Below are 18,852 nucleotides of genomic sequence, written 5' to 3'. Positions count from 1 at the left end.
TGTTTGATGGCTGTAGCCCGGAACGGGGAATCGCGGTTCGATTTTTACTGGCGCCAGCAGGGTGAGTGGGTCGAGGAACCCAACCAGCGGCGGGGTGGCGAGAGTGGCGTGCAGCGCCTCAACGACGCCAGCGGCAAACTGCTGTATGCCAAGCGCCAGGTCGGGCACATCTACCGCAGCTTGCTGCACCCTTTTGGCCGGCCGACCGTATTGCGTGAACTCGATGCGCTCAACAGCTTCGAGCAATTGGGTGTGCGTGTACCGCGCATCGTCTTTTGTGGTGCCGAGCGCGATGCCGATCATCAATGGCGGGCGCTGCTGGTCAGCGAAGCGCTGGATGGCTTTATCGAACTCGACACCTGGCATGCCGAGGGTGCCCGCGAGCGTTATCCGCAGGTGGTGCATGAGCGCATGCTCAAGGACCTGGCCGATAACCTGGCGCGCATGCACCTGGGGCATTGGCAACACGGCTGCCTGTATGGCAAGCATGTCTTCATCAAGGTCATCGGCGAGGGCGAACAGGCGCGGGTCGAAGTCGCCCTGCTGGACCTGGAGAAGTGCCGGCGGCGTATCAGCTGCCAGCGTGCGGCCGGTAACGACCTGCGTCAGCTGCGCCGCCACTCGTCGTTGAATGATGCGGAATGGAAAACATTGCTCTACTTTTACCAGATGGCGTTTGGCAGCGTTGTCAAAGGGTTAGAGCAATGAAACTAGAAATCGCTCGAGCTTTGTTCCTGGTCGCCGGGTTGGCCGTGACCACCGTGGCGGTGGCCGCCTGGGAAGAGCCGAAGCCGATGGTGTTCAGCAAGGCCGAGATGGCGGACCAGTGCGCATTGCCGCGGGTGGCAAAGCAGCAAGCGCAGGCCAAGCCAGATCAGGACCTGTTGCTGTTCCTGTTCGGCTTGCGTCAGGGGTTGCGGCCGTTCGGCTGAACCCTGGTTGAGTGTAAAAAGCCAGAGGCCCCGTATCGCGGGGCCTCTGGTTTTTTTGTGGGGCCGCTTCAGGCGATCGATGTTTCCTTGGCTTGCGTCTTGTGTGCCAGCAAGGTGTAGATGCAAGGCAGCACAAACAAGGTAAACAGCGTCCCGATCGACATCCCGGTCGCAATCACCGTCCCAATATCGAACCGGCTCACCGCCCCCGCACCGGTTGCCAGGATCAACGGCACCATGCCGAACACCATTGCCGCGGTGGTCATCAGCACCGGCCGCAGGCGAATGGCTGCCGCTTCCTCGATCGCCTCGCGCACGCTCAAGCCTTTTTCTTCGCGCAACTGGTTGGCGAACTCGACGATCAGAATACCGTGCTTGCTGATCAGCCCGATCAGGGTCACCAACCCCACCTGGGTGTAGATGTTCATGCTGGAGATACCTAGGAACAGCGGCAGCAGCGCACCGCAGATCGACAACGGCACCGTCACCAGAATCACCAAGGGGTCACGGAAGCTCTCGAATTGCGCGGCCAGCACCAGGAAGATGATCGCCAGCGCCAGGCCGAAGGTCACCCACAGGGCGCTGCCTTCCTGGACGTATTGGCGTGCCACCCCGGCATAATCGAAGGCAAAACCTTCCGGGGCCTCTTCGCGGGCGATGGCCTGCACGGTCTGCAGGGCCTCGCCCAGGCTGACCATGGGCACGCCCTGGATGATCGCCGAGTTCAACTGCTGAAACTGGTTGAGCTGGCGCGGGCGGGCGCGGTCGCTGAGGGTAATCAGGGTCGACAGGGGCAGCAACTGGCCCTGGTCATTCTTCACGTAGTAGTTGTTCAGCCAGCCGGGGTTGTCGCGGTACGGCCGCTCGACCTGGGCAATCACCTTGTAGCTGCGGCCCTCCAGGGTGAAACGGTTGATTTCCGCCTCGCCCAGCAAGGTCGCCAGCGTGCCGCCCAGGGTGTCCATCGAAACCCCCATCTGCGCCGCTTTGGCGCGGTCGATATCGACCACCACCTCAGGTTTGTCGAAGGCCAAGTCGATGTCGAGGAAGGCGAACTTGCCTGACGCTTGGGCGCGCGCCTTGATGCGCTGGGCCACTTCCAGCAGTGCCGGATAATCCCCGGCGGTGTTGATCACGAACTGGAACGGCAGGCCCTCACCGGTGCCGGGCAGCGACGGCAGGTTGAAGCCGAAGATCTGCAGGCCGCCGATTTCCTCAAGCTTGGCCTGCACCAGCGGCAGCAGCTCCATCTGCGTACGTTCGCGCTCGTTCCACGGCTTGAGCAGGAAGCCGCCGATGCCGCTCTGCACACCGTTGAAGCCGTTGATCTGAAACGACGAGTAGTACTCGGGGAAGGCTTTGAACAGCGGCGTGAACTGGTCGGTGTAGGCATTGAGGTAGTCGAGGTTGGCCGGTTGCGGCGAGCTGCTGATCATGAAGATCACCCCTTGGTCCTCGTTGGGCGCCAGCTCGTTCTGGGTGAACTTGAGCAGTACCGGGATCAGGCACAGGATGATCACCGCGAACACCAGCACCACCGGCCGGCTGTTCAGGGTGGCGTGCAGCAGGCGCTGGTAGCGCACCTTGAGGCGCTCGAACAGCCGGTCGAGGCGGTGGGCAAGGCCTGTGGCGTTCTGTTCCGGGCGCAGCAGCAGCGCGCACATCATGGGTGAAAGGGTCAACGCGACGATGCCGGAGATGATCACTGCACCGGCCAGGGTCAGCGCGAATTCCTTGAACAGCGCTCCTGTAAGCCCGGTCAAAAAGCCGATAGGGGCATACACCGCCGCCAGGGTGATGGTCATCGAGACCACCGGCATGGCGATTTCCCGGGCACCTTCGAGCGCCGCATCGAACGGCGATTTGCCTTCTTCCATGTGCCGGTGGATGTTTTCCACCACGACGATGGCGTCGTCCACCACCAGGCCGATCGCCAGCACCATCGCCAACAGGGTCAACAGGTTGAGCGAGTAGCCCATCATCTGCATGAAGAACAGCACGCCGATCATCGACAACGGGATGGTCACCACCGGGATCAGCACCGAGCGCAGGGCACCGAGGAACAGGAACACCACGACGATGACAATCAGCACCGCCTCGCCGAGGGTCTTGATCACTTCGTCGATGGAGGCCTGGATGAACAGCGTGGCATCGTAGGCAATCGACACCTTCAGCGCCGAGGGCAGCTGGCTCTCAAGCTCCGGCATGATGCGCCGGACTTCCTTGATCACTTCCAGCGGGTTGGCGGCCGGTGTGGCCTTGATGCCGATGTACACCGAGGGGATGCCGTCGAACGAGCTGACCGTGTCGTAGTTTTCTGCGCCCATCTCGACCCGTGCCACATCACCCAGCAACACCCGGCTGTCGCCACTGGTCTTGACCGGCAGGGCGGCGAACGCCTCGGCAGACTTGAGCTCGGTGCTGGCATTGATGCTGGTGACCACGTACTCGCCTTTCACCTCGCCGGCAGCGGAGAGGAAGTTGTAGCGGCGCACGGCGCTGGTCACGTCGGTTGCCGAGAGGCCGAAGCCGGCCAGCTTCACCGGGTCGATCCAGATGCGCATGGCGAACACCTGGTTGCCGAGAATCTCGGCCTCGGCCATGCCCGGCAGGGTGGCAAGCTTGGGCTGGATCACGCGTGACAGGTAGTCGGTGATCTGCGGGTTGCTCATTTCCTTGCTGTAGAAGCTGATGTACATCAGCGCCGAGGCATCGGCGGCCTCCTTGCTCAGCACCGGGTCTTCGGAGTCTTGCGGCAGCTTGTTGCGCACCTCGTTGGCCTTGGCCAGCAGTTCGGTGAACAAACGGTCACTGTCGGCGCCGATGCGCGCATAGATAGAGATGATCGAGAAGTTCTGCCGGCTCACCGAGGTCATGTAGTCGATGCCTTCGGCGCTGGCCAGGCTTTGCTGCAGGGGCTGGGTGATATAGCCCTGGATGGTTTCGGCGTTGGCACCCGGGTAGGCGGTGGTCACCGTGATGAGGGCGTTCTCCATCTGAGGGTACTGGCGGATCTGCAGTTTGCTCCAGGCCTGAAAGCCCAGCAGCAAGATCAGCAGGCTGACGACGCTGGCCAGGACCGGGCGGCGGATGAACGGGTCGGTGAACGCCATGCCTGCCTCCTGTCAGTCGTTGTGCGAGGTGCCGTGATCAGGCGTGAGCGCCTTGTCCTGGCCGATGCGGATCGCCGCGCCCGGGGTCAGTTTCAGCTGCCCGGCGGTGACCACCTGCTCGCCAGCCTTCAGGCCCTTGCTGACCACCACCACGCCGTCGCGGCGCTCGCCGGTCTGCACGGTGCGTTGTTCGGCGCTGAGCCGGGGTTGGCCATCGTCGGTTTTCTCTGGGGTGCCGTCCTCGCCTTGCTTGGGCGTGGCGACATACACCGAGTTGCCATACAGGGTGTAGGTGATGGCGCTTTCTGGTACTACCACGCGTGGCTGCGGGTCGGGCAACAGGATCAGCAAGTTGGCAAACATGCCCGGCAGCAGCTTGCCGTCGGGGTTGGCCAGGGTGGCGCGGGCCAGCAGGTTGCGGGTGGTTTCCTCGACCTTGGGGTTGATGGCGCTGAGGCTGGCGGGGAAGGTCTGGCCGGGGTAGGCCGCCACCTGCAGCAGTACCTGCTGGCCCAGGCTCAGGTGCGGCAGGGCCTGTTCGGGCACGTTGAAGTCGACGTAGAGGCTGGACAGGTCTTGCAGGGTGGCGATCACCGTGCCGGCTGCCAGGTAGTCGCCGACATCGACCTGGCGGATGCCGATGGTGCCGCTGAAGGGGGCACTGATGCTTTTCTTGGTCTTCGAGGCCTTGAGCTGATCGACCACTGCCTGATTACGCCGGTACTGGGCGGTGAGGCGATCGTACTCGCCACGGGAAATGGCCGAGTCGACCACCAGCTGGCTGCCCCGGCCGAAATCGACCTTGGCCAGGCCCAGGTCGGCCTGGGCGGTGCCGAGCAGGGCGGTTTCCTGGTCGTCGTTGAGTTGCAGCAGCAGTTGTCCGGCCTTGACCTTCTGGCCGGAGTCGAAGTGCAGGCTTTTGACGATGCCTTCGACTTCAAGGCTCAGCTCGACGCCTTGCAATGCCTTGAGGCTGCCGACGGCGGGCAGGCGCTCTTGCCACTGGCGTTCTTCTGCCAGCGCCGCTGCCACGGTGATGGGCGGTTTGGGGGCAGTGAACACCTGGATCTGCTGGTAGATCGAGTAGGCCTTGTAGCCCCCCAAGGCCAACACGATCAGCAGAACGACGGCCAACATGATGAGCATGCGGCGGCGCAGCATAGGTCCGGTTCCTTGGATACGTGGTTGTTATTCGTTTTGACACGACAACGGGCGACCCTGCCCACGTGTGGATGGGGCAAGTATTGACTGTTTTTGGCAGGATGGGGGATGTATTCGCACCGCCTCTGTGTAGGAGCGGCCTTGCCGGGGCGCCGGACCGGTCGGAAAGGGCTGCGCAGCAGCCCCAGGATCTGAGCGTACAGGCAAAAATTGCTGGGGCCGCTGCGCAGCCCTTTCCGACCGGTCCGGCGCCCCGGCAAGGCCGCTCCTACACGGGTGAACCTCAGGCCAGGTGCAGGTGGTTGTCCCAGAACCCGGAAGGCAGCTGCATCGGTTGCCCGATCAGCTCGGCCTTGCGGCAATCGTAAAAGCGGCAACGCCCCTGCCCGGAGGTCACGACAAAGCCATCTTTCACCGCACCCACCCCAGCGCAATCGGGCATTGGTGCATCCAGCTTCACCGCGCCACTGTCCAGGTCCCAGACGAACAAGCGGTTGGCCCGCGGCGCCGTCAGCGCCACCAGTCGCAAGTCGCTGTGAATGGCAACGCTGGCGGTGTACTGGGCCATGGCCTGCAACTGCCGCTCCGGCACCGGGAAGGCCTTGAACGGCTCGCCCGGGCGCTTGATGGCCAGCAGCTCGGCCGTCTCATCGGCGTCGCCCATGAACTGCTGGCAGGCGGCGATGGTGCCGTCGTCGCCAATAGCCAGGTGACGCACGCTGTTCATCTGCTGGGCGAGGGTTTCCTTGCTCAGCAGGGTGCCGTCGCGCTGCATCAGCACCAGGCTCGGTTGCATGGCGTCGAGATTCATTTCCACGCGGCTTTCGGCCTCGGTGCGGATGCCGCCGTTGGCCACCACCAGTGTCTCGCCGTCTGGTAGCCAGGCGACTTCATGCGGGCCGATACCGTGGGTCGAGAGCTCGCCACTGTGCACCAGGCGTTCGCCCTCGAAACGGTAGACGCCGAGCACGCCGCGCCCAGGGTCGCGGGTATCGTTCTCGGTGGTGTACAGCCACTCGCCATCCTTGTGGATGACCGCGTGGCCATAGAAGTGGCGGTTGGGCTGCGAGGTCACGGTTTGCAGCAGACGCCCGTCGCGCAGGTCGACCAGGTAGCTTTCGGTACCCGGGCGACGGGCGACGAACAGGGCGATGGGCAGCTCGGGGTGGTTGATGATGGCGTGGCAACGCTGGGCAACCTGTGTGCTGAACACCTGGGTGCCGTCCAGGCGAAACCCGACGGCATAATGCTTGCCATCGCCGTCGTCACGCGCCGAGAGCAGCAGAGGTTCGCCGCCTTTGTTGCGCAACAGGCTCCAGCCGCCCAGGGTCAGGGCGCTGAGCAATACACTACCGAGTTTGAGGGCCTGGCGTCGCAGCATGATCAGTCACCGTCGTTGGCATTGAAGCCCAGCTGGATATTCAACGCCTTGGCCAGCTCGCCTTCGTGCAGGCGGTGGACGACGTTGAGGCTGTCGTAGATCTGGTTGAGGGTCTGCTTGCCGGCGTCATCGGCCAGCAGCTCGCCGAGGGTCTTCTGGTTGTTGGCCAGCAGTTTGATGGACGTAGCGTAAGCCTCGTCGATCTTGCCCGCCAAGGCCTTCTGGTCGCTGCCCAGCAGCCCGCGCAAGCCCTGGTTGTCGACCCCGACCCAGACCGCCTGGGCAGCCTTCAGGCTGGCCTCCAGGCTTTTGAGCGAAGAATGGCTGCGCCAGGCTTCGGCCTGCAGCGGCTGGACGATGCCCTTGCTCTGCCGGCCCATGGGGGCGCCGAGCTTTTTCTTCAGGGTATCCAGGGCGGTGACCTGTGCGCGCAGCAGATCGGCGATGGCCTCGTGGGAGTCGGCGTAGCGCTGGTTGGGGAACTTGGTCATCTGCGAGAGCATGCCGTCGGTGCTGTTCCAGCCCTTGAGGATCTCTTCGGCCAGGGCCTTCTGGTGGTCGGCGATGGCCACCAGCAATGGACAGTAGCGGGCCTTCTGTTCAGGCGTGGCAACATCCGGCTTGCTGTCGAAGAGGATGTACTCGTAGGCCGACAGGCCGCGTACCACGACGCTGGCCTTGCCCAGGGTAGCGGCATCGACGGGCTTGTCGGCGTTGACCAGTTGCTCGACCTGGCGGCCGACCAGGTTCTTCTTGTCGGGCCAGAACTGCACCTGCCAAGGACGGTTGCCTTCAGCCAGTGGGCCGACCAGCAAGGGTTGCAGCTCGGCCCAGGCCTTTTGCGCCGTAAGGAAGTCGGCGCGGGCGGTGTCCAGGCTGGCCTTGCCTTCGCAATAGGCCAAGGCGCTGACAGCCAGCTGGCGGTCGGCTTCGACCCAGCGGCTGTAGGTGGGCAGGATCACCTGCTTGGCGATGGCGGCGGAGGTCACCGCTTGCGGGTCCTGCGGCGAGCAGGCGCCGAGGGCGAGTGCGGCGAGGCTGGTGAACAACAGTTTAGGTCGGAACATGCCCGGCTCCTTGCGCGTTTAAAGTGAATTCAGGAAAGCCAGCAACGCGGCGCGCTGCTCGGCATTGAAGGTGAGTACGAAGTTGCGCGCCGCTTGCGCTTCGCCACCGTGCCAGAGCACGGCTTCGAGCAGGTTGCGGGCGCGGCCGTCGTGCAGGAACTGGCTGTGGCCACTGACCGTTTCGCTCAGGCCTATGCCCCACAGTGGCGGGGTGCGCCAGTCCTGGCCATTGGCGGCGAATTCGGTGCGTTCATCGGCCAGGCCCGGCCCCATGTCATGCAACAGCAGGTCACTGTAGGGGCGGATCACCTGGCCGGCCAGCTCAGGCTCTGCAGCGTTTGCGGCGGTGGTGAATTGCGGGGTATGGCAGCCTTGGCAACCGGCCTGGAAGAACAGGTTCTTGCCTGCCAGCACCTGCGGCGAAGCCACGTCGCGACGGGCAGGCACTGCCAGGTTGCGGGTGTAGAAGGTCACCAGGCGCAGGATGTTGTCGCTGACTTCCTTTTCGCCGCCGATGCCATCGCCGTTGGGGGCGGCCAGGCAGTCGACTTGCGCCGCGGTGCAGTCGTCCTTGGGTTGCAGGGTGGTGGTCAGGCCCATGTCGCCGGCAAACGCATGGACGTTCTGCTGGTTGACGCTGGGTTGCCCGGCTTTCCAGCCGAAGCGGCCAACCACGGTTTTGCCCTGGGCGTCGTCCCAGACCCGGTTGGCACGGCCACGGATACCGTCGCGGTTGCGGTCGTCCGGGTCTTCGTTGGCCAGGATATCGGCTTCGGGGATGGCTTCGAGCAGGCCAAGGCCGATCATCGGCGGCGCCACGCGGGCCGAGAAACGGGTGTCGGGGTGCATCGCGCCGTAGCCAAGCTGGGTGATCTGCAGGCTTGGGCGGCGCAGCTCGACCTGATGGCCGTCCTTGAAGGTGACGGGCTGGTTGGCGTAGGTCACCCGCACCTTGCCCTCCGGCGCCACCCCGGGAATGGCCATGTCCTGCAGCTGGGTGCCGTACACCGGCTCGGGGACCACGCCCAGGCGTTCGATCACCTTGGCCAGGTAAGGTTGGTCGGGGATCGACAGGCGCACCAGCATCGACACCGCGTTGCTGTCATCGAGCGCTGGCGGGTGGCCACGGCCATCGCGTACGTGGCAGTTCTGGCAGGCATTGGTGTTGAACAGCGGGCCGAGCCCATCGCGCGCGGTGGTGGTGGACGGGGCGATCACCCACGGGTTGCGAAAGAAGCTGTTGCCGACGGCAAAGTCCAGGCGCCGCTCGGGCGAGAGGTTGGCCGAAGGCAGGGAGTAGGCATTGCGATCACTGCGCTGGACCGTCGCCTTGCCACCCGACAGCGCTTCGCCGGGCTCGGCCTGGGTGAAACGCGGGGCGTCATCACAGGCACCGAGGGCAAAGGCCAGCAGCAGAGGAGAGAGTCGGAACAGCGACGAGGACATCTAGAACCCTGGGCGTGAGCGAAAAACCGGCGTGCAAGCTTAGCAAAGTGGGGATGTTTGAATAAGAGCAATTTGCAATTGCTGGATGAAATCAGTGTCAGGGAGGACAAAACAAAAAAGGCGACCCGAGGGCCGCCTTCTTCAGAACCGCTACAGCAGGGATCAGAATTCGTGATCGGCCGTGTCCGGGTTCAGGTTGGTAATGCCCAGCTTGCCTGCGGCTTGCTCGATCGCACCGGTCTGCTTGACCAGGGAGGCGATGGCATCACGCACGATCTGGTTGCCGGCCGCATTGTCGGCGGCGATCAGCTGGTCGTAGTGCTCGCCCTTCAGGGCGTGGTCGACGATCACCTGGATCTTCGCTTCGGTGGCTTCCAGGTCGGCCTTCAGGGTGGCGTCGGTGGCCGGGTCAACCTTGGCCACCAGCGACGACAGGCTCGGGCCGGTCACCTTGCTGCCATCCGGGCGGGTGTACTCGCCCAGGTAGATGTTGCGGATGCCCTTGGCGTCGTAGAAGTGCGAGTAGTGGGTGTTGTCGCTGAAGCAGTCGTGCTCGTCTTCAGGCGAGTTGGCTTCCAGCGAGACCTTCATGCGCTCGCCCGCCAGTTCGCCCAGCGAGAGGCTGCCCATGCCGAACAGCATCTTGCGCAGGCCGTCGTTGACCGACTCGGCTTCCAGCTTGGCGCGGTAGTTGTCGGCGACGTTCGGTGCCCAGTTGCCGACCATCTCTTCGAGGTCCTTGACCAGCAGGTCGGTGACCGCTTTCAGGTAGGCACGACGGCGGTCGTTGTGGCCGCCGGTGGCGCCGTTGCCTTCCAGGTAGTCGGAGGCTGGGCGGTTGCCGGCGCCCGGGCCGGTGCCGTTCAGGTCCTGGCCCCAGAGCAGGAATTCGATGGCGTGGTAGCCGGTGGCGACGTTGGCTTCGGAGCCGCCCAGCTCGTTCAGGCTGGCCAGCTTCTCTGGGGTGATGTCCTTGACGTCGACCTTCTCTTCGCCGACCTGGATCTCCGTGTTGGCGATGATGTTGGCGCTGGCGGCCGGGTTGCCCAGGGCGTGCTCGTAGCTCTTGTCGACGTAGTCGATCAGGCCTTCGTCCAGCGGCCATGCGTTAACTTGGCCTTCCCAGTCATCGATGATGGTGTTGCCGAAGCGGAAGGCCTCGCTCTGCAGGTACGGCACACGCGAGGCGAACCAGGCTTCCTTGGCGGCCTTCAGGGTTTCGTCGTTGGGCTGAGCAAGGAACGCGTCGACAGCGGTCTGCAGGGCCTTGGCGGTGCTCAGCGAGTCGCTGTACACGGCGTAGACCAGTTCGGCGTAGTGCTTGACCACCGCCTTGCCAGCCACTTCATCGACAGCCCCAGGCGCCGCAGCGGGGGTGCTGGCGGCAGCAGGTGCCTGGGCTTGCGGAGCGGCAGCCTTGTCATCTTTTTCGCCGCAACCGGCGAGAGCGATGGCGATGGCCAGCAGACTGGCGGAGGCCAGAGGCATTCGAATCATTGTTGGTTTCCCTGCGTCGTGTGGTTGGACCGTGCGGCGTGGCACGCGAAACCGCAACATCATGCGAAAGATTTGCATTTGCTGTAAAGGGGCGAACGCGCAATTCATGTAAATGCCGGTCACGGCCTGTAACCGGGGGCGCCAGCGGCTAGAACATCGAGACCTGGTTGCGTTGGGCCTGCTTGAGGAAGTTGGTCAGCTCGCGGGCCGACAGGGGCTTGCTGTAGTGGTAGCCCTGACCCTCGTGGCAACCCTGGGCGATGATGTAGGTCTCCTGCTCGGCGGTTTCCACGCCTTCGGCGATGACCTGCATGCCCAGGCTCTTGCCCAGCTGGATGATGGCACGGACGATGGTGGCGTCGTCATCGTCGTCGAGCAGGTCCTGGACGAAGCTCTTGTCGATCTTGATCTTGTCCAGCGGCAACGACTTCAGGTAGCTGAGCGAGGAGTAGCCGGTGCCGAAGTCGTCAATGGCGATCAGCGCCCCGGAGCGGCGCAGGCTGAGCAGGTGCTGGGCGGCGGTGCTGATGTCTTCCATCAGGCCGGTCTCGGTGACTTCCAGCTCCAGGCTGCGCGGTGGCAGGCGATAGGCTTGCAGCAGGTTGTTGACCACCCGCGGCAGCTCGCTGTGGTGCAGTTGCACGGTCGACAGGTTGACCGCCATGCGCAGGTCGCTGAAGCCCAGGTCGTGCCATTCGCGCAGCTGCCGGCACGCCTGGTCGAGCACCCATTCGCCGATGGTGATGATGTTGCCGTTCTGCTCGGCCAGCGGGATGAACTGGTCGGGCGGGACCATGCCCAGCTCCGGGTGCTGCCAGCGCAGCAGGGCCTCGACGCCGACCACGCGGTGGTCGCGGTAGCTGATCTGCGGCTGGTACACCAGGTACAGCTGATTGCGCGGCAGCGCTTCGCGCAGGTCTTTTTCCAGCTCGCGGCGGCGGCGCATCTCGCTGTCGACGCTGGCGATGTAGAACTGGTAGCGGTTGCGCGAGCGGGCTTTGGCCAGGGTCATGGTCTGTTCGGCTTTCTGCAGCAACTTCTCGGTACTGTCGCCGTCTTCAGGGAACAGGGTGATGCCGATGGTGGCGCGCAGGCGGATCTGATGGTGGTCGAGGTCGAACGGCACTTCCAGGTCGTCGAGGATGCTCTGGGCCAGTTCGGCCGCTTCATAAGGTTGCTCGATATTGGCCTGGACCAGGGCGAACTGGTCGCCCCCCAGCCGCGCCAGCGCCCCCAGGCGGCCACTGTGGGCCCGCAGGCGGTCGGCGAGGGCCAGCAGCAACTGGTCACCGACCTGGTAGCTGAACTGCTCGTTGATGCCCTTGAAGTCGTCCAGGCCCACGCACAGCACCGCCACGCGATGCTGCAGGCGGCCGCCATCGACGAGGATCTTGTCCAGTTGCTGCTGCAGTTGTTGGCGATTGGGCAGGCCGGTGAGGAAGTCGTACTGGGCCATGCGTTGCAGGCTGTTCTCGGCTTCATGGCGCAGGTGGGTGTTGCGCTCGATGGACGCCAGCAATTGGTTGGCGGTGTTGACCCAGAGCCCCAGTTCGTTTTTCTCGTGGCCCTTGAGCAGGGGAATCTGGTGTTGGCTGGGGCGGTCGGGGTTGATCTGGGTCAGGTGCTCGATGATCTTCGACAGCGGCTTGGTCAACAGCCAGTGGTAGACCAGGTACAGCACCAGGCCCATGGCCAGGGCACGCAGCACGCCGGAGATGAAGATGATCACTGCATTGATCAGGAAGTCTTCGCCATAGGACGAGGTGTCGAGGGTGATGCTCAGGTCGCCGTAGTATTCGCTGTAGGGGCCGCGGCCGACCAGTTGGGTGGTGTAGGTGCGTTCCTGGCCGAGAATCAGGTCGGTCAGCCAGCGCATGGACATGTCCTGCAGCGGGCGGGACTTTTCTGCCAGCATGGTTTCGTTGGGGTGGCCGATGGATGCCATGCGTACCGATTCGTCCTGGAACAGGCCTTCCATGACCTGCATGCCCATCTCCCGGTCAAGGCTGTACACCGCCTGGGTCGAAGGGTCGCGGAACATGTCGAGGATGCGCTGGGCATCGCTGTTGACAGCCTGGCGGGTCTTGTAGGTGTCATAGACGATTTGCGCACAACTGAGCACGACGCCCACTGCGAGCGCCGACAGCAGCACGACCCTGAGCAACTTGACCGACAAGCTGTTCCGCAATTCCAGCTTCAATGGGGTTTCCTTAATCCATGCGCATGGCATCATTTTGCCATCAATGAAACCAATACACTATCGGCCGGTGTGCCACGGACACAGCGCGAGGAGCGGGGTTGTCCTTGGCAGTATATCGGTCGCCTGGCCCTGCAACTTGAGTGCGCTGTATCAACTTTCCAGAGGTTTGATGTTAGCGCGCAATCCTGGCTGAGCAAGAGGCCATGACCTGCGCATAAAAAAACCCGGCACCAGGGCCGGGTTCTTCGTTCAAGGCTGAATAAGCATCAGGCCTTGAAGGTGTTGCCTTCGAACTGTTCGGCAACGAATGCCCAGTTGACCAGGTTCCAGAACGCCTCGACGTACTTCGGACGTACGTTACGGTAGTCGATGTAGTAGGCGTGTTCCCAGACGTCGCAGGTCAGCAGCGGGGTGTCGCCGTTGGTCAGCGGGTTGCCGGCGCCGATGGTGCTGGCCAGGGCCAGGGAACCGTCAGCTTTCTTCACCAGCCAGCCCCAGCCGGAACCGAAGGTGCCAACCGAAGTCTTGGTGAACTCTTCCTTGAACTTGTCGAAGGAACCGAAGGCGGTGTTGATGGCTTCGGCCAGGGCACCGGTCGGTTGACCACCGGCATTCGGGGCCAGGCAGTTCCAGTAGAAGGTGTGGTTCCAGACTTGAGCGGCGTTGTTGAAGATGCCACCCGAAGAGGTCTTGACGATCTCTTCCAGGGTCTTGCCTTCGAATTCGGTGCCTGGGACCAGGTTGTTCAGGTTCACGACATAGGTGTTGTGGTGCTTGTCGTGGTGATACTCCAGGGTTTCCTTGGAGATATGCGGCTGCAGGGCATCGTGGGCGTACGGCAGCGGCGGCAATTCAAAAGCCATGGTGGATCTCCTGATTCAGGTCTATTTGCGGTTTGCGCAAGGCCGATCACGGGCGGCCCGATAAGCGTCGGCGAGTTTGTACTCTTTGCGACGCAAGGGCTGGATCATAGCACCGGGCCCGGCGCATAACCACGCAACAAACATAGGGAATAGAGGTTCCAGAGCGGTTGGGCGCTGCCGACCAATGGTGTTCGCCGCAGCCCTCGCATCGCCTGTGAGAACGAGCGCCGCCCGCGCGGCACATCGCGAGCCAGCTCGCTCACATTTGTTTCGGGCCAGTGAGGCCTGTGGCATTTGCGCGCGACCGCCTTGTTTGTCCGACGCGATATTGAGACGGGCACCACGGGGCCGCGCGCCAATGCCTCAGGAATAATTGGCCCGAAACAAATGTTGCGGCCTTGCGTCGCGATGCGCCGCGCGGGCGGCGCTCGATCTCACAGGCGACAAACCTGCTGTGACAAGCTCCCCAAAACTCAACTAAAGATCAACTGCGCCGCCACCGCGAACATCATCACCGCCACCATCAGGTCGAGCATCCGCCAGGTCGCTGGCCGTGCCAGCCACGGTGCCAGCCAGGCGGCGCCGATCGCCAGGGTCGAGAACCACAGCAACGACGCACTGGCCGCCCCTGCCACGTAGGCCCCAGGCACCGTCTGCTGGGCACCGAGCGAGCCGATCAACAGCACCGTGTCGAGGTACACATGGGGGTTGAGCAAGGTCACCGCCAGGGCACTGAGCAGCACCGCGCGGCGCGAACGCACGCCCTGGCCTTGCTGATGCTGCAGGCTCTGCTTGGAACAGGCGCTGCGCAAGGCCTTGGCGCCATACCACAAGAGGAACAGCGCGCCGCCCCAGCGAGCGATGGCCAGCAGTGTCGGGTTGTGCGCCAGTACCGTGGCCAGGCCGAATACCCCGGCAGCCACCAGCAGGGCGTCGCAGACGATGCACAGGGCGGCCACTGGCAAGTGATGCTCGCGGCGCAGGCTCTGGGCGAGGACGAAGGCGTTCTGCGCGCCAATGGCCATGATCAGGCCGAAGGCTACCAGCATGCCGTTCAAATAACTTTGCCACATGGCGGGATACTCCACTGACGCCACGGGACACGGGCGTTGTTCAACGAAAGAAGATGCTGGCCATTGTGGATAAAGCCGCTGTATAAGAAAAACAAATAAAGCTGATCCGGCATTAGGGAAATCGATGTTCGACTACAAGCTGCTAGCCGCCCTTGCGGCGGTGATCGAGCAAGGCGGCTTCGAGCGCGCGGCGCAGGTGCTGGGGCTGTCGCAATCGGCGATTTCCCAGCGCATCAAGCTGCTTGAAGCACGGGTCGGCCAGCCGGTGCTGGTGCGTGCCACGCCACCTAGCCCGACCGAGGTCGGGCGCCAGTTGCTCAACCATGTGCAGCAGGTGCGCCTGCTCGAACGCGACTTGCAACGCCAGGTGCCGGCGCTGGACGAGGAGGGCATGCCCGAGCGTTTGCGCATTGCCCTGAACGCCGACAGCCTGGCCACCTGGTGGGCGGGCGCGGTAGGCGCGTTTTGCGCTGAGCACAACCTGCTCACCGACCTGGTGGTAGAAGACCAGGAAGTGGGCCTTAAACGCATGCGGGCGGGCGAAGTGGCGGCCTGCCTGTGTGGCAGCGAACGGCCGGTGGCTGGCGCGCGCAGCCTGCCTTTGGGCGCGATGCGTTATCGCGCGCTGGCCAGCCCGGTGTTCATGGCGCGGCACTTCCCGCAGGGTTTCGAGGGCAGGCGCCTGGCCCGCACGCCGGCGATCGTGTATGGCCCGGACGACTTTCTGCAACACCGCTACCTGGCATCGCTGGGTATCGAAGGCGGTTTCCTGCATCACCTGTGCCCGTCGTCTGAAGGTTTTCTGCGCATGACCGAAGCCGGGCTTGGCTGGGGGCTGGTGCCTGAGTTGCAGGCACGCGAACAACTGTCCAGTGGGCAATTGGTGGAAATATGCGCCGATACTCCCATCGATGTGCCGCTGTACTGGCATCATTGGCGCAATGGCGGGCACTTGCTCGCGCAACTGACCGATCACCTGCGGCACACGGCACGGCAATGGCTGGTGCCGTTGTAGCCACGGCTGGCGTCAGTTGCATCTGAAATCTGGCAAGGCGGAGTCTTACATGCGAATTCTGGTCACTGGCGCGAGCGGCTTCATCGGCGGGCGCTTTGCGCGCCTGGCCCTGGAGCAGGGCCTGGACGTGCGGGTCAGCGGCCGACGTGCCGAAGGTGTCGAGCACCTGGTCAAGCGCGGTGCGCAGTTCATCCCTGGCGACCTGGGTGATGCCGAACTGGCCCGGCGCCTGTGCCAGGGCGTCGAAGCGGTGGTGCATTGCGCGGGTGCAGTGGGTAACTGGGGGCGCTTCCAGGACTTTCACCAGGGCAACGTGGTGGTCACCGAAAACGTGGTCGAAGGTTGCCTGAAGGAGCATGTGCGGCGCCTGGTGCACCTGTCGTCGCCGTCGATCTACTTCAATGGCCGCTCGCGCCTGGACATCCGTGAAGACCAGGTGCCGCGGCGCTTTCATGATCACTACGCACTGACCAAGCACCTGGCCGAGCAGAAGGTGTTCGGTGCCCAGGAGTTTGGCCTGGAGGTGCTGGCGCTGCGCCCGCGCTTTGTCACCGGTGCCGGCGATGCCAGCATCTTCCCGCGGCTGATGCAGATGCAGCGCAAGGGCCGTGTGGCAATCATCGGCAATGGCCTGAACAAGGTCGATTTCACCAGCGTGCACAACCTCAACGAAGCATTGCTCAGTGCCTTGTTCGCCGACGACCGCGCGCTGGGCCAGGCCTACAACATCAGCAATGGGCAGCCATTGCCACTGTGGGATGTGGTCAATTACGTGATGCGCCAGATGCAACTGCCGCAGGTTACCCGTTACCGCTCCTATGGCCTGGCCTACAGCCTGGCCGCGTTGAACGAGGCGGCCTGCATGCTGTGGCCGGGGCGCCCGCAGCCGACCTTGTCGCGCCTGGGCATGCAGGTGATGAGCCGTGATTTCACCCTGGACATCAGCCGCGCCCGGCAATACCTGGACTACCAGCCCAAGGTCAGCCTGTGGACGGCACTGGACGAGTTCTGCGCCTGGTGGAAGCACCAGCCCGAAGGCCTGAAGTTCGGCTGAGGCTGATGATGGTCATCAACGTGCCGCGCTTGCAGTTTATACTCGTGCCTCTTTGCGACTACTGCGGTTGAATGTATCCATGCGTAACCATGCTCACGACGATTACGATGATGTGCCTACCCTGAGGGCCGGCACCCCCGACGATGACGAACTGATGCCAGCGCACGTGGTGCGCAATCGCCAGAAAGCCGAGCGTGGGGCCAGCACCGCGCCTCTGTGGGCGCTGCTGGGGGCGTCGTTCATCGCCTTGGTGGGGTTGGGCTGGTGGAGCTTTCAGCAGATATCGCTGATGGAGCAGCAACTGGTCGCGACCCAGGAAAGCTTTGCCCGCATCAGCGAAGAGGCGGCCGGGCGGCTGCAGGCCATCAGCGGCAAAGTGGCGGCCAGCGAATCGACGGTCACGACCGGCAGCGAGGCCTTGAAACTGCAGATCCGTCAGTTGCAGCAAGGGGTGGCCGGGCAGACCGGTGACCTGGGCAAGCGCCTGGAGCAGGTGCTGGCCGATACCCGTGAACAGCAAAAAGCCGTGACTGAGCTGCAGACCCAGTTGCAGGCGCAGTTGAAGCTGGTGAATGGCGAACTGGCTGCGCTGAAGTCCAGCCAGGTCGATGGCGGCAAGCTGGATGCCCAGTTCAAGACCTTGACCACGGATGTGGCCGCCTTGAAAGCGGCGCAGGTGGATGGCGGCAAGCTGGATACTCAGCTCAAGAGCCTGGGCAGCGATGTGGCGGCGCTGAAGAAGCAGGGCAACCCGAGTGCGGCGATCCAGAACCTGGAGCAGGACATGCTGGTGTTGAAGAGTCAGATCGACAATCGCCCGGCTGCTGCGCCGTCATCGAGCGGTGCTTCGGTGCAGGAGTTCGATGCGTTCCGTGGGCAGATGACCCGCAGCCTGAATACGTTGCAAAGCCAGGTCCAGAACCTGCAACAGCAGATCAACGCGCGGCCTTGAGCCTAACCGCCGGGGCAACGCGCCCCGGCGGCCGATCCGCTTACAAGCGCGGGTAATCGATGTACCCCACCGGCCCCTTGCCGTAGAACGTTTCCGGGTGTGCCGGGTTCAAGGGGGCATCTGCCGCCAGGCGCGCCGGCAGGTCTGGGTTGGCGATGAATGGCACGCCGAACGCCACGGCGTCGGCTTTGCCGCTGGCCAACGCGGCATTGGCACTGGCCTTGTCAAAACGCTCGTTGACGATGTAGGGGCCGCCGAACGCTTGCTTGATCAGTGGGCCGATGCTGTCGTCGGCGTCTTTCTCCCGCGAGCAGATGAAGGCGATGCCGCGCTTGCCCAGTTCACGGGCGACGTAGGTGAAGGTCTCGGCCCGGTCGGCGTCGCCCATGTCGTGTGAGTCGGCACGCGGCGCCAGGTGCACGCCCACGCGGTTTGCCCCCCACACTTCAATGGCGGCGTCGGTCACCTCAAGCAGCAAACGTGCGCGGTTTTCCAGCGAACCACCGTAGCGGTCGGTGCGCTGGTTGGTGCTGCTTTGCAGGAACTGGTCGAGCAGGTAGCCATTGGCGCCATGCACCTCGACACCATCGAAACCGGCGGCCTTGGCATTTTCGGCGCCGCTGCGGTATGCCTCGACAATGTCGACGATCTCTTCGGTTTCCAGTGCGCGCGGTGTGGGGTAGTCGGTGAGCGGACGCACCAGGCTGAGATGGCCCTTGGGCTTGATTGCGCTGGGTGCCACGGGCAGCTCGCCGTTCAGGTAGCTGGGGTGGGAAATGCGGCCGACATGCCACAGTTGCAGGAATATGCGCCCGCCGGCGCCATGCACGGCCTTGGTGACGTTGTTCCAGCCGCGCACCTGTTCATCGTTCCAGATGCCTGGGGTGTCGGGGTAGCCGACCCCCATCGGCGTGACCGAAGTCGCTTCGCTGAGGATCAGCCCGGCGCTGGCGCGCTGCACGTAGTATTCGGCCATCAATGCGTTTGGCACCCGGCCTTCATCGGCGCGGCAGCGGGTCAGCGGGGCCATGATGATGCGGTTGGGCAGTTGCAGGTCGCCCAGCGTGATCGGGTCGAAGAGCGTAGTCATGCGGTTTC

15 protein-coding genes are annotated in these 18,852 nt (G+C 63.7%); 5 read left to right on the top strand and 10 right to left on the bottom strand.

The annotated features are described in order from the left end of the window. Positions 1-6: 6 nt before the first annotated feature. The gene (locus LJX93_RS21925; protein WP_033702805.1) at positions 7-708 is read left to right on the top strand and encodes a lipopolysaccharide kinase InaA family protein; all 702 of its coding nucleotides are present in this window, start codon (positions 7-9) and stop codon (positions 706-708) included. Further along, entirely contained in the window at positions 705-932 is a 228-nt protein-coding gene (locus LJX93_RS21920; protein ID WP_033702804.1) for a hypothetical protein, read from the top strand. Before LJX93_RS21925 ends, LJX93_RS21920 begins: the two co-directional genes overlap by 4 nt. Positions 933-1,000: 68 nt before the next feature. Here the strand turns inward: LJX93_RS21920 and LJX93_RS21915 are convergent, their stop codons facing one another. From LJX93_RS21915 to LJX93_RS21875, 9 genes are all read right to left on the bottom strand, one after another. Beyond that, positions 1,001-4,045, bottom strand: coding sequence for a multidrug efflux RND transporter permease subunit (locus LJX93_RS21915; protein WP_047582693.1), 3,045 nt, complete (start codon positions 4,043-4,045; stop codon positions 1,001-1,003). 12 nt (positions 4,046-4,057) lie between these two features. Next, complete coding sequence (locus LJX93_RS21910) at positions 4,058-5,206, bottom strand: efflux RND transporter periplasmic adaptor subunit (protein ID WP_227696415.1); 1,149 nt, start codon at positions 5,204-5,206, stop codon at positions 4,058-4,060. A 283-nt stretch (positions 5,207-5,489) separates the two neighbouring features. Beyond that, a complete protein-coding gene (locus LJX93_RS21905) occupies positions 5,490-6,587 on the bottom strand; it encodes a DUF1513 domain-containing protein (protein WP_033702801.1) in 1,098 nt (365 codons plus the stop codon). A gap of 2 nt (positions 6,588-6,589) precedes the next feature. Further along, positions 6,590-7,654 carry an imelysin family protein gene (locus LJX93_RS21900; RefSeq protein ID WP_033702800.1) on the bottom strand — a complete coding sequence of 355 codons (1,065 nt, stop codon included), beginning with the start codon at positions 7,652-7,654 and terminating at the stop codon, positions 6,590-6,592. An 18-nt stretch (positions 7,655-7,672) separates the two neighbouring features. Then, positions 7,673-9,100 carry a di-heme oxidoredictase family protein gene (locus LJX93_RS21895; protein WP_033702799.1) on the bottom strand — a complete coding sequence of 476 codons (1,428 nt, stop codon included), beginning with the start codon at positions 9,098-9,100 and terminating at the stop codon, positions 7,673-7,675. 162 nt (positions 9,101-9,262) lie between these two features. Then, positions 9,263-10,597: an imelysin family protein gene (locus tag LJX93_RS21890; protein ID WP_227696414.1), complete on the bottom strand. Its 1,335-nt coding sequence runs from the start codon at positions 10,595-10,597 to the stop codon at positions 9,263-9,265. Between the two features lie 148 nt (positions 10,598-10,745). Next, the gene (locus LJX93_RS21885) at positions 10,746-12,797 is read right to left on the bottom strand and encodes a putative bifunctional diguanylate cyclase/phosphodiesterase (protein WP_033702797.1); all 2,052 of its coding nucleotides are present in this window, start codon (positions 12,795-12,797) and stop codon (positions 10,746-10,748) included. 266 nt (positions 12,798-13,063) lie between these two features. Further along, a complete protein-coding gene (locus tag LJX93_RS21880; protein ID WP_033702796.1) occupies positions 13,064-13,660 on the bottom strand; it encodes a superoxide dismutase in 597 nt (198 codons plus the stop codon). 473 nt (positions 13,661-14,133) lie between these two features. Further along, complete coding sequence (locus tag LJX93_RS21875) at positions 14,134-14,733, bottom strand: LysE/ArgO family amino acid transporter (protein WP_047582705.1); 600 nt, start codon at positions 14,731-14,733, stop codon at positions 14,134-14,136. A gap of 124 nt (positions 14,734-14,857) precedes the next feature. Here LJX93_RS21875 and LJX93_RS21870 point away from each other — a divergent pair, with 124 nt between their 5' ends. The 3 genes from LJX93_RS21870 (at position 14,858) to LJX93_RS21860 (ending at position 17,754) form a co-directional block, all read left to right on the top strand. Further along, positions 14,858-15,748 carry a LysR family transcriptional regulator ArgP gene (locus tag LJX93_RS21870; protein WP_033702794.1) on the top strand — a complete coding sequence of 297 codons (891 nt, stop codon included), beginning with the start codon at positions 14,858-14,860 and terminating at the stop codon, positions 15,746-15,748. 49 nt (positions 15,749-15,797) lie between these two features. Then, positions 15,798-16,802, top strand: coding sequence for an NAD-dependent epimerase/dehydratase family protein (locus tag LJX93_RS21865; RefSeq protein ID WP_033702793.1), 1,005 nt, complete (start codon positions 15,798-15,800; stop codon positions 16,800-16,802). Positions 16,803-16,881: 79 nt separating this feature from the next. Next, positions 16,882-17,754 carry a hypothetical protein gene (locus LJX93_RS21860; protein WP_033702792.1) on the top strand — a complete coding sequence of 291 codons (873 nt, stop codon included), beginning with the start codon at positions 16,882-16,884 and terminating at the stop codon, positions 17,752-17,754. 40 nt (positions 17,755-17,794) lie between these two features. On the opposite strand, the gene LJX93_RS21855 is transcribed toward LJX93_RS21860, so the two are convergent. Continuing rightward, positions 17,795-18,844 (bottom strand): alkene reductase, encoded by a 1,050-nt coding sequence (locus tag LJX93_RS21855; protein WP_033702791.1) that lies wholly within the window; start codon positions 18,842-18,844, stop codon positions 17,795-17,797. Between the last annotated feature and the right edge of the window lie 8 nt (positions 18,845-18,852).

The sequence above is a fragment of the Pseudomonas sp. HN2-3 genome (genome assembly GCF_020691745.1).
In the GTDB taxonomy this organism is placed as follows: domain Bacteria; phylum Pseudomonadota; class Gammaproteobacteria; order Pseudomonadales; family Pseudomonadaceae; genus Aquipseudomonas; species Aquipseudomonas capeferrum.
Note: the sequence above shows the minus strand (reverse complement) of the source record. Positions and strands in the feature narration are given on the sequence as shown.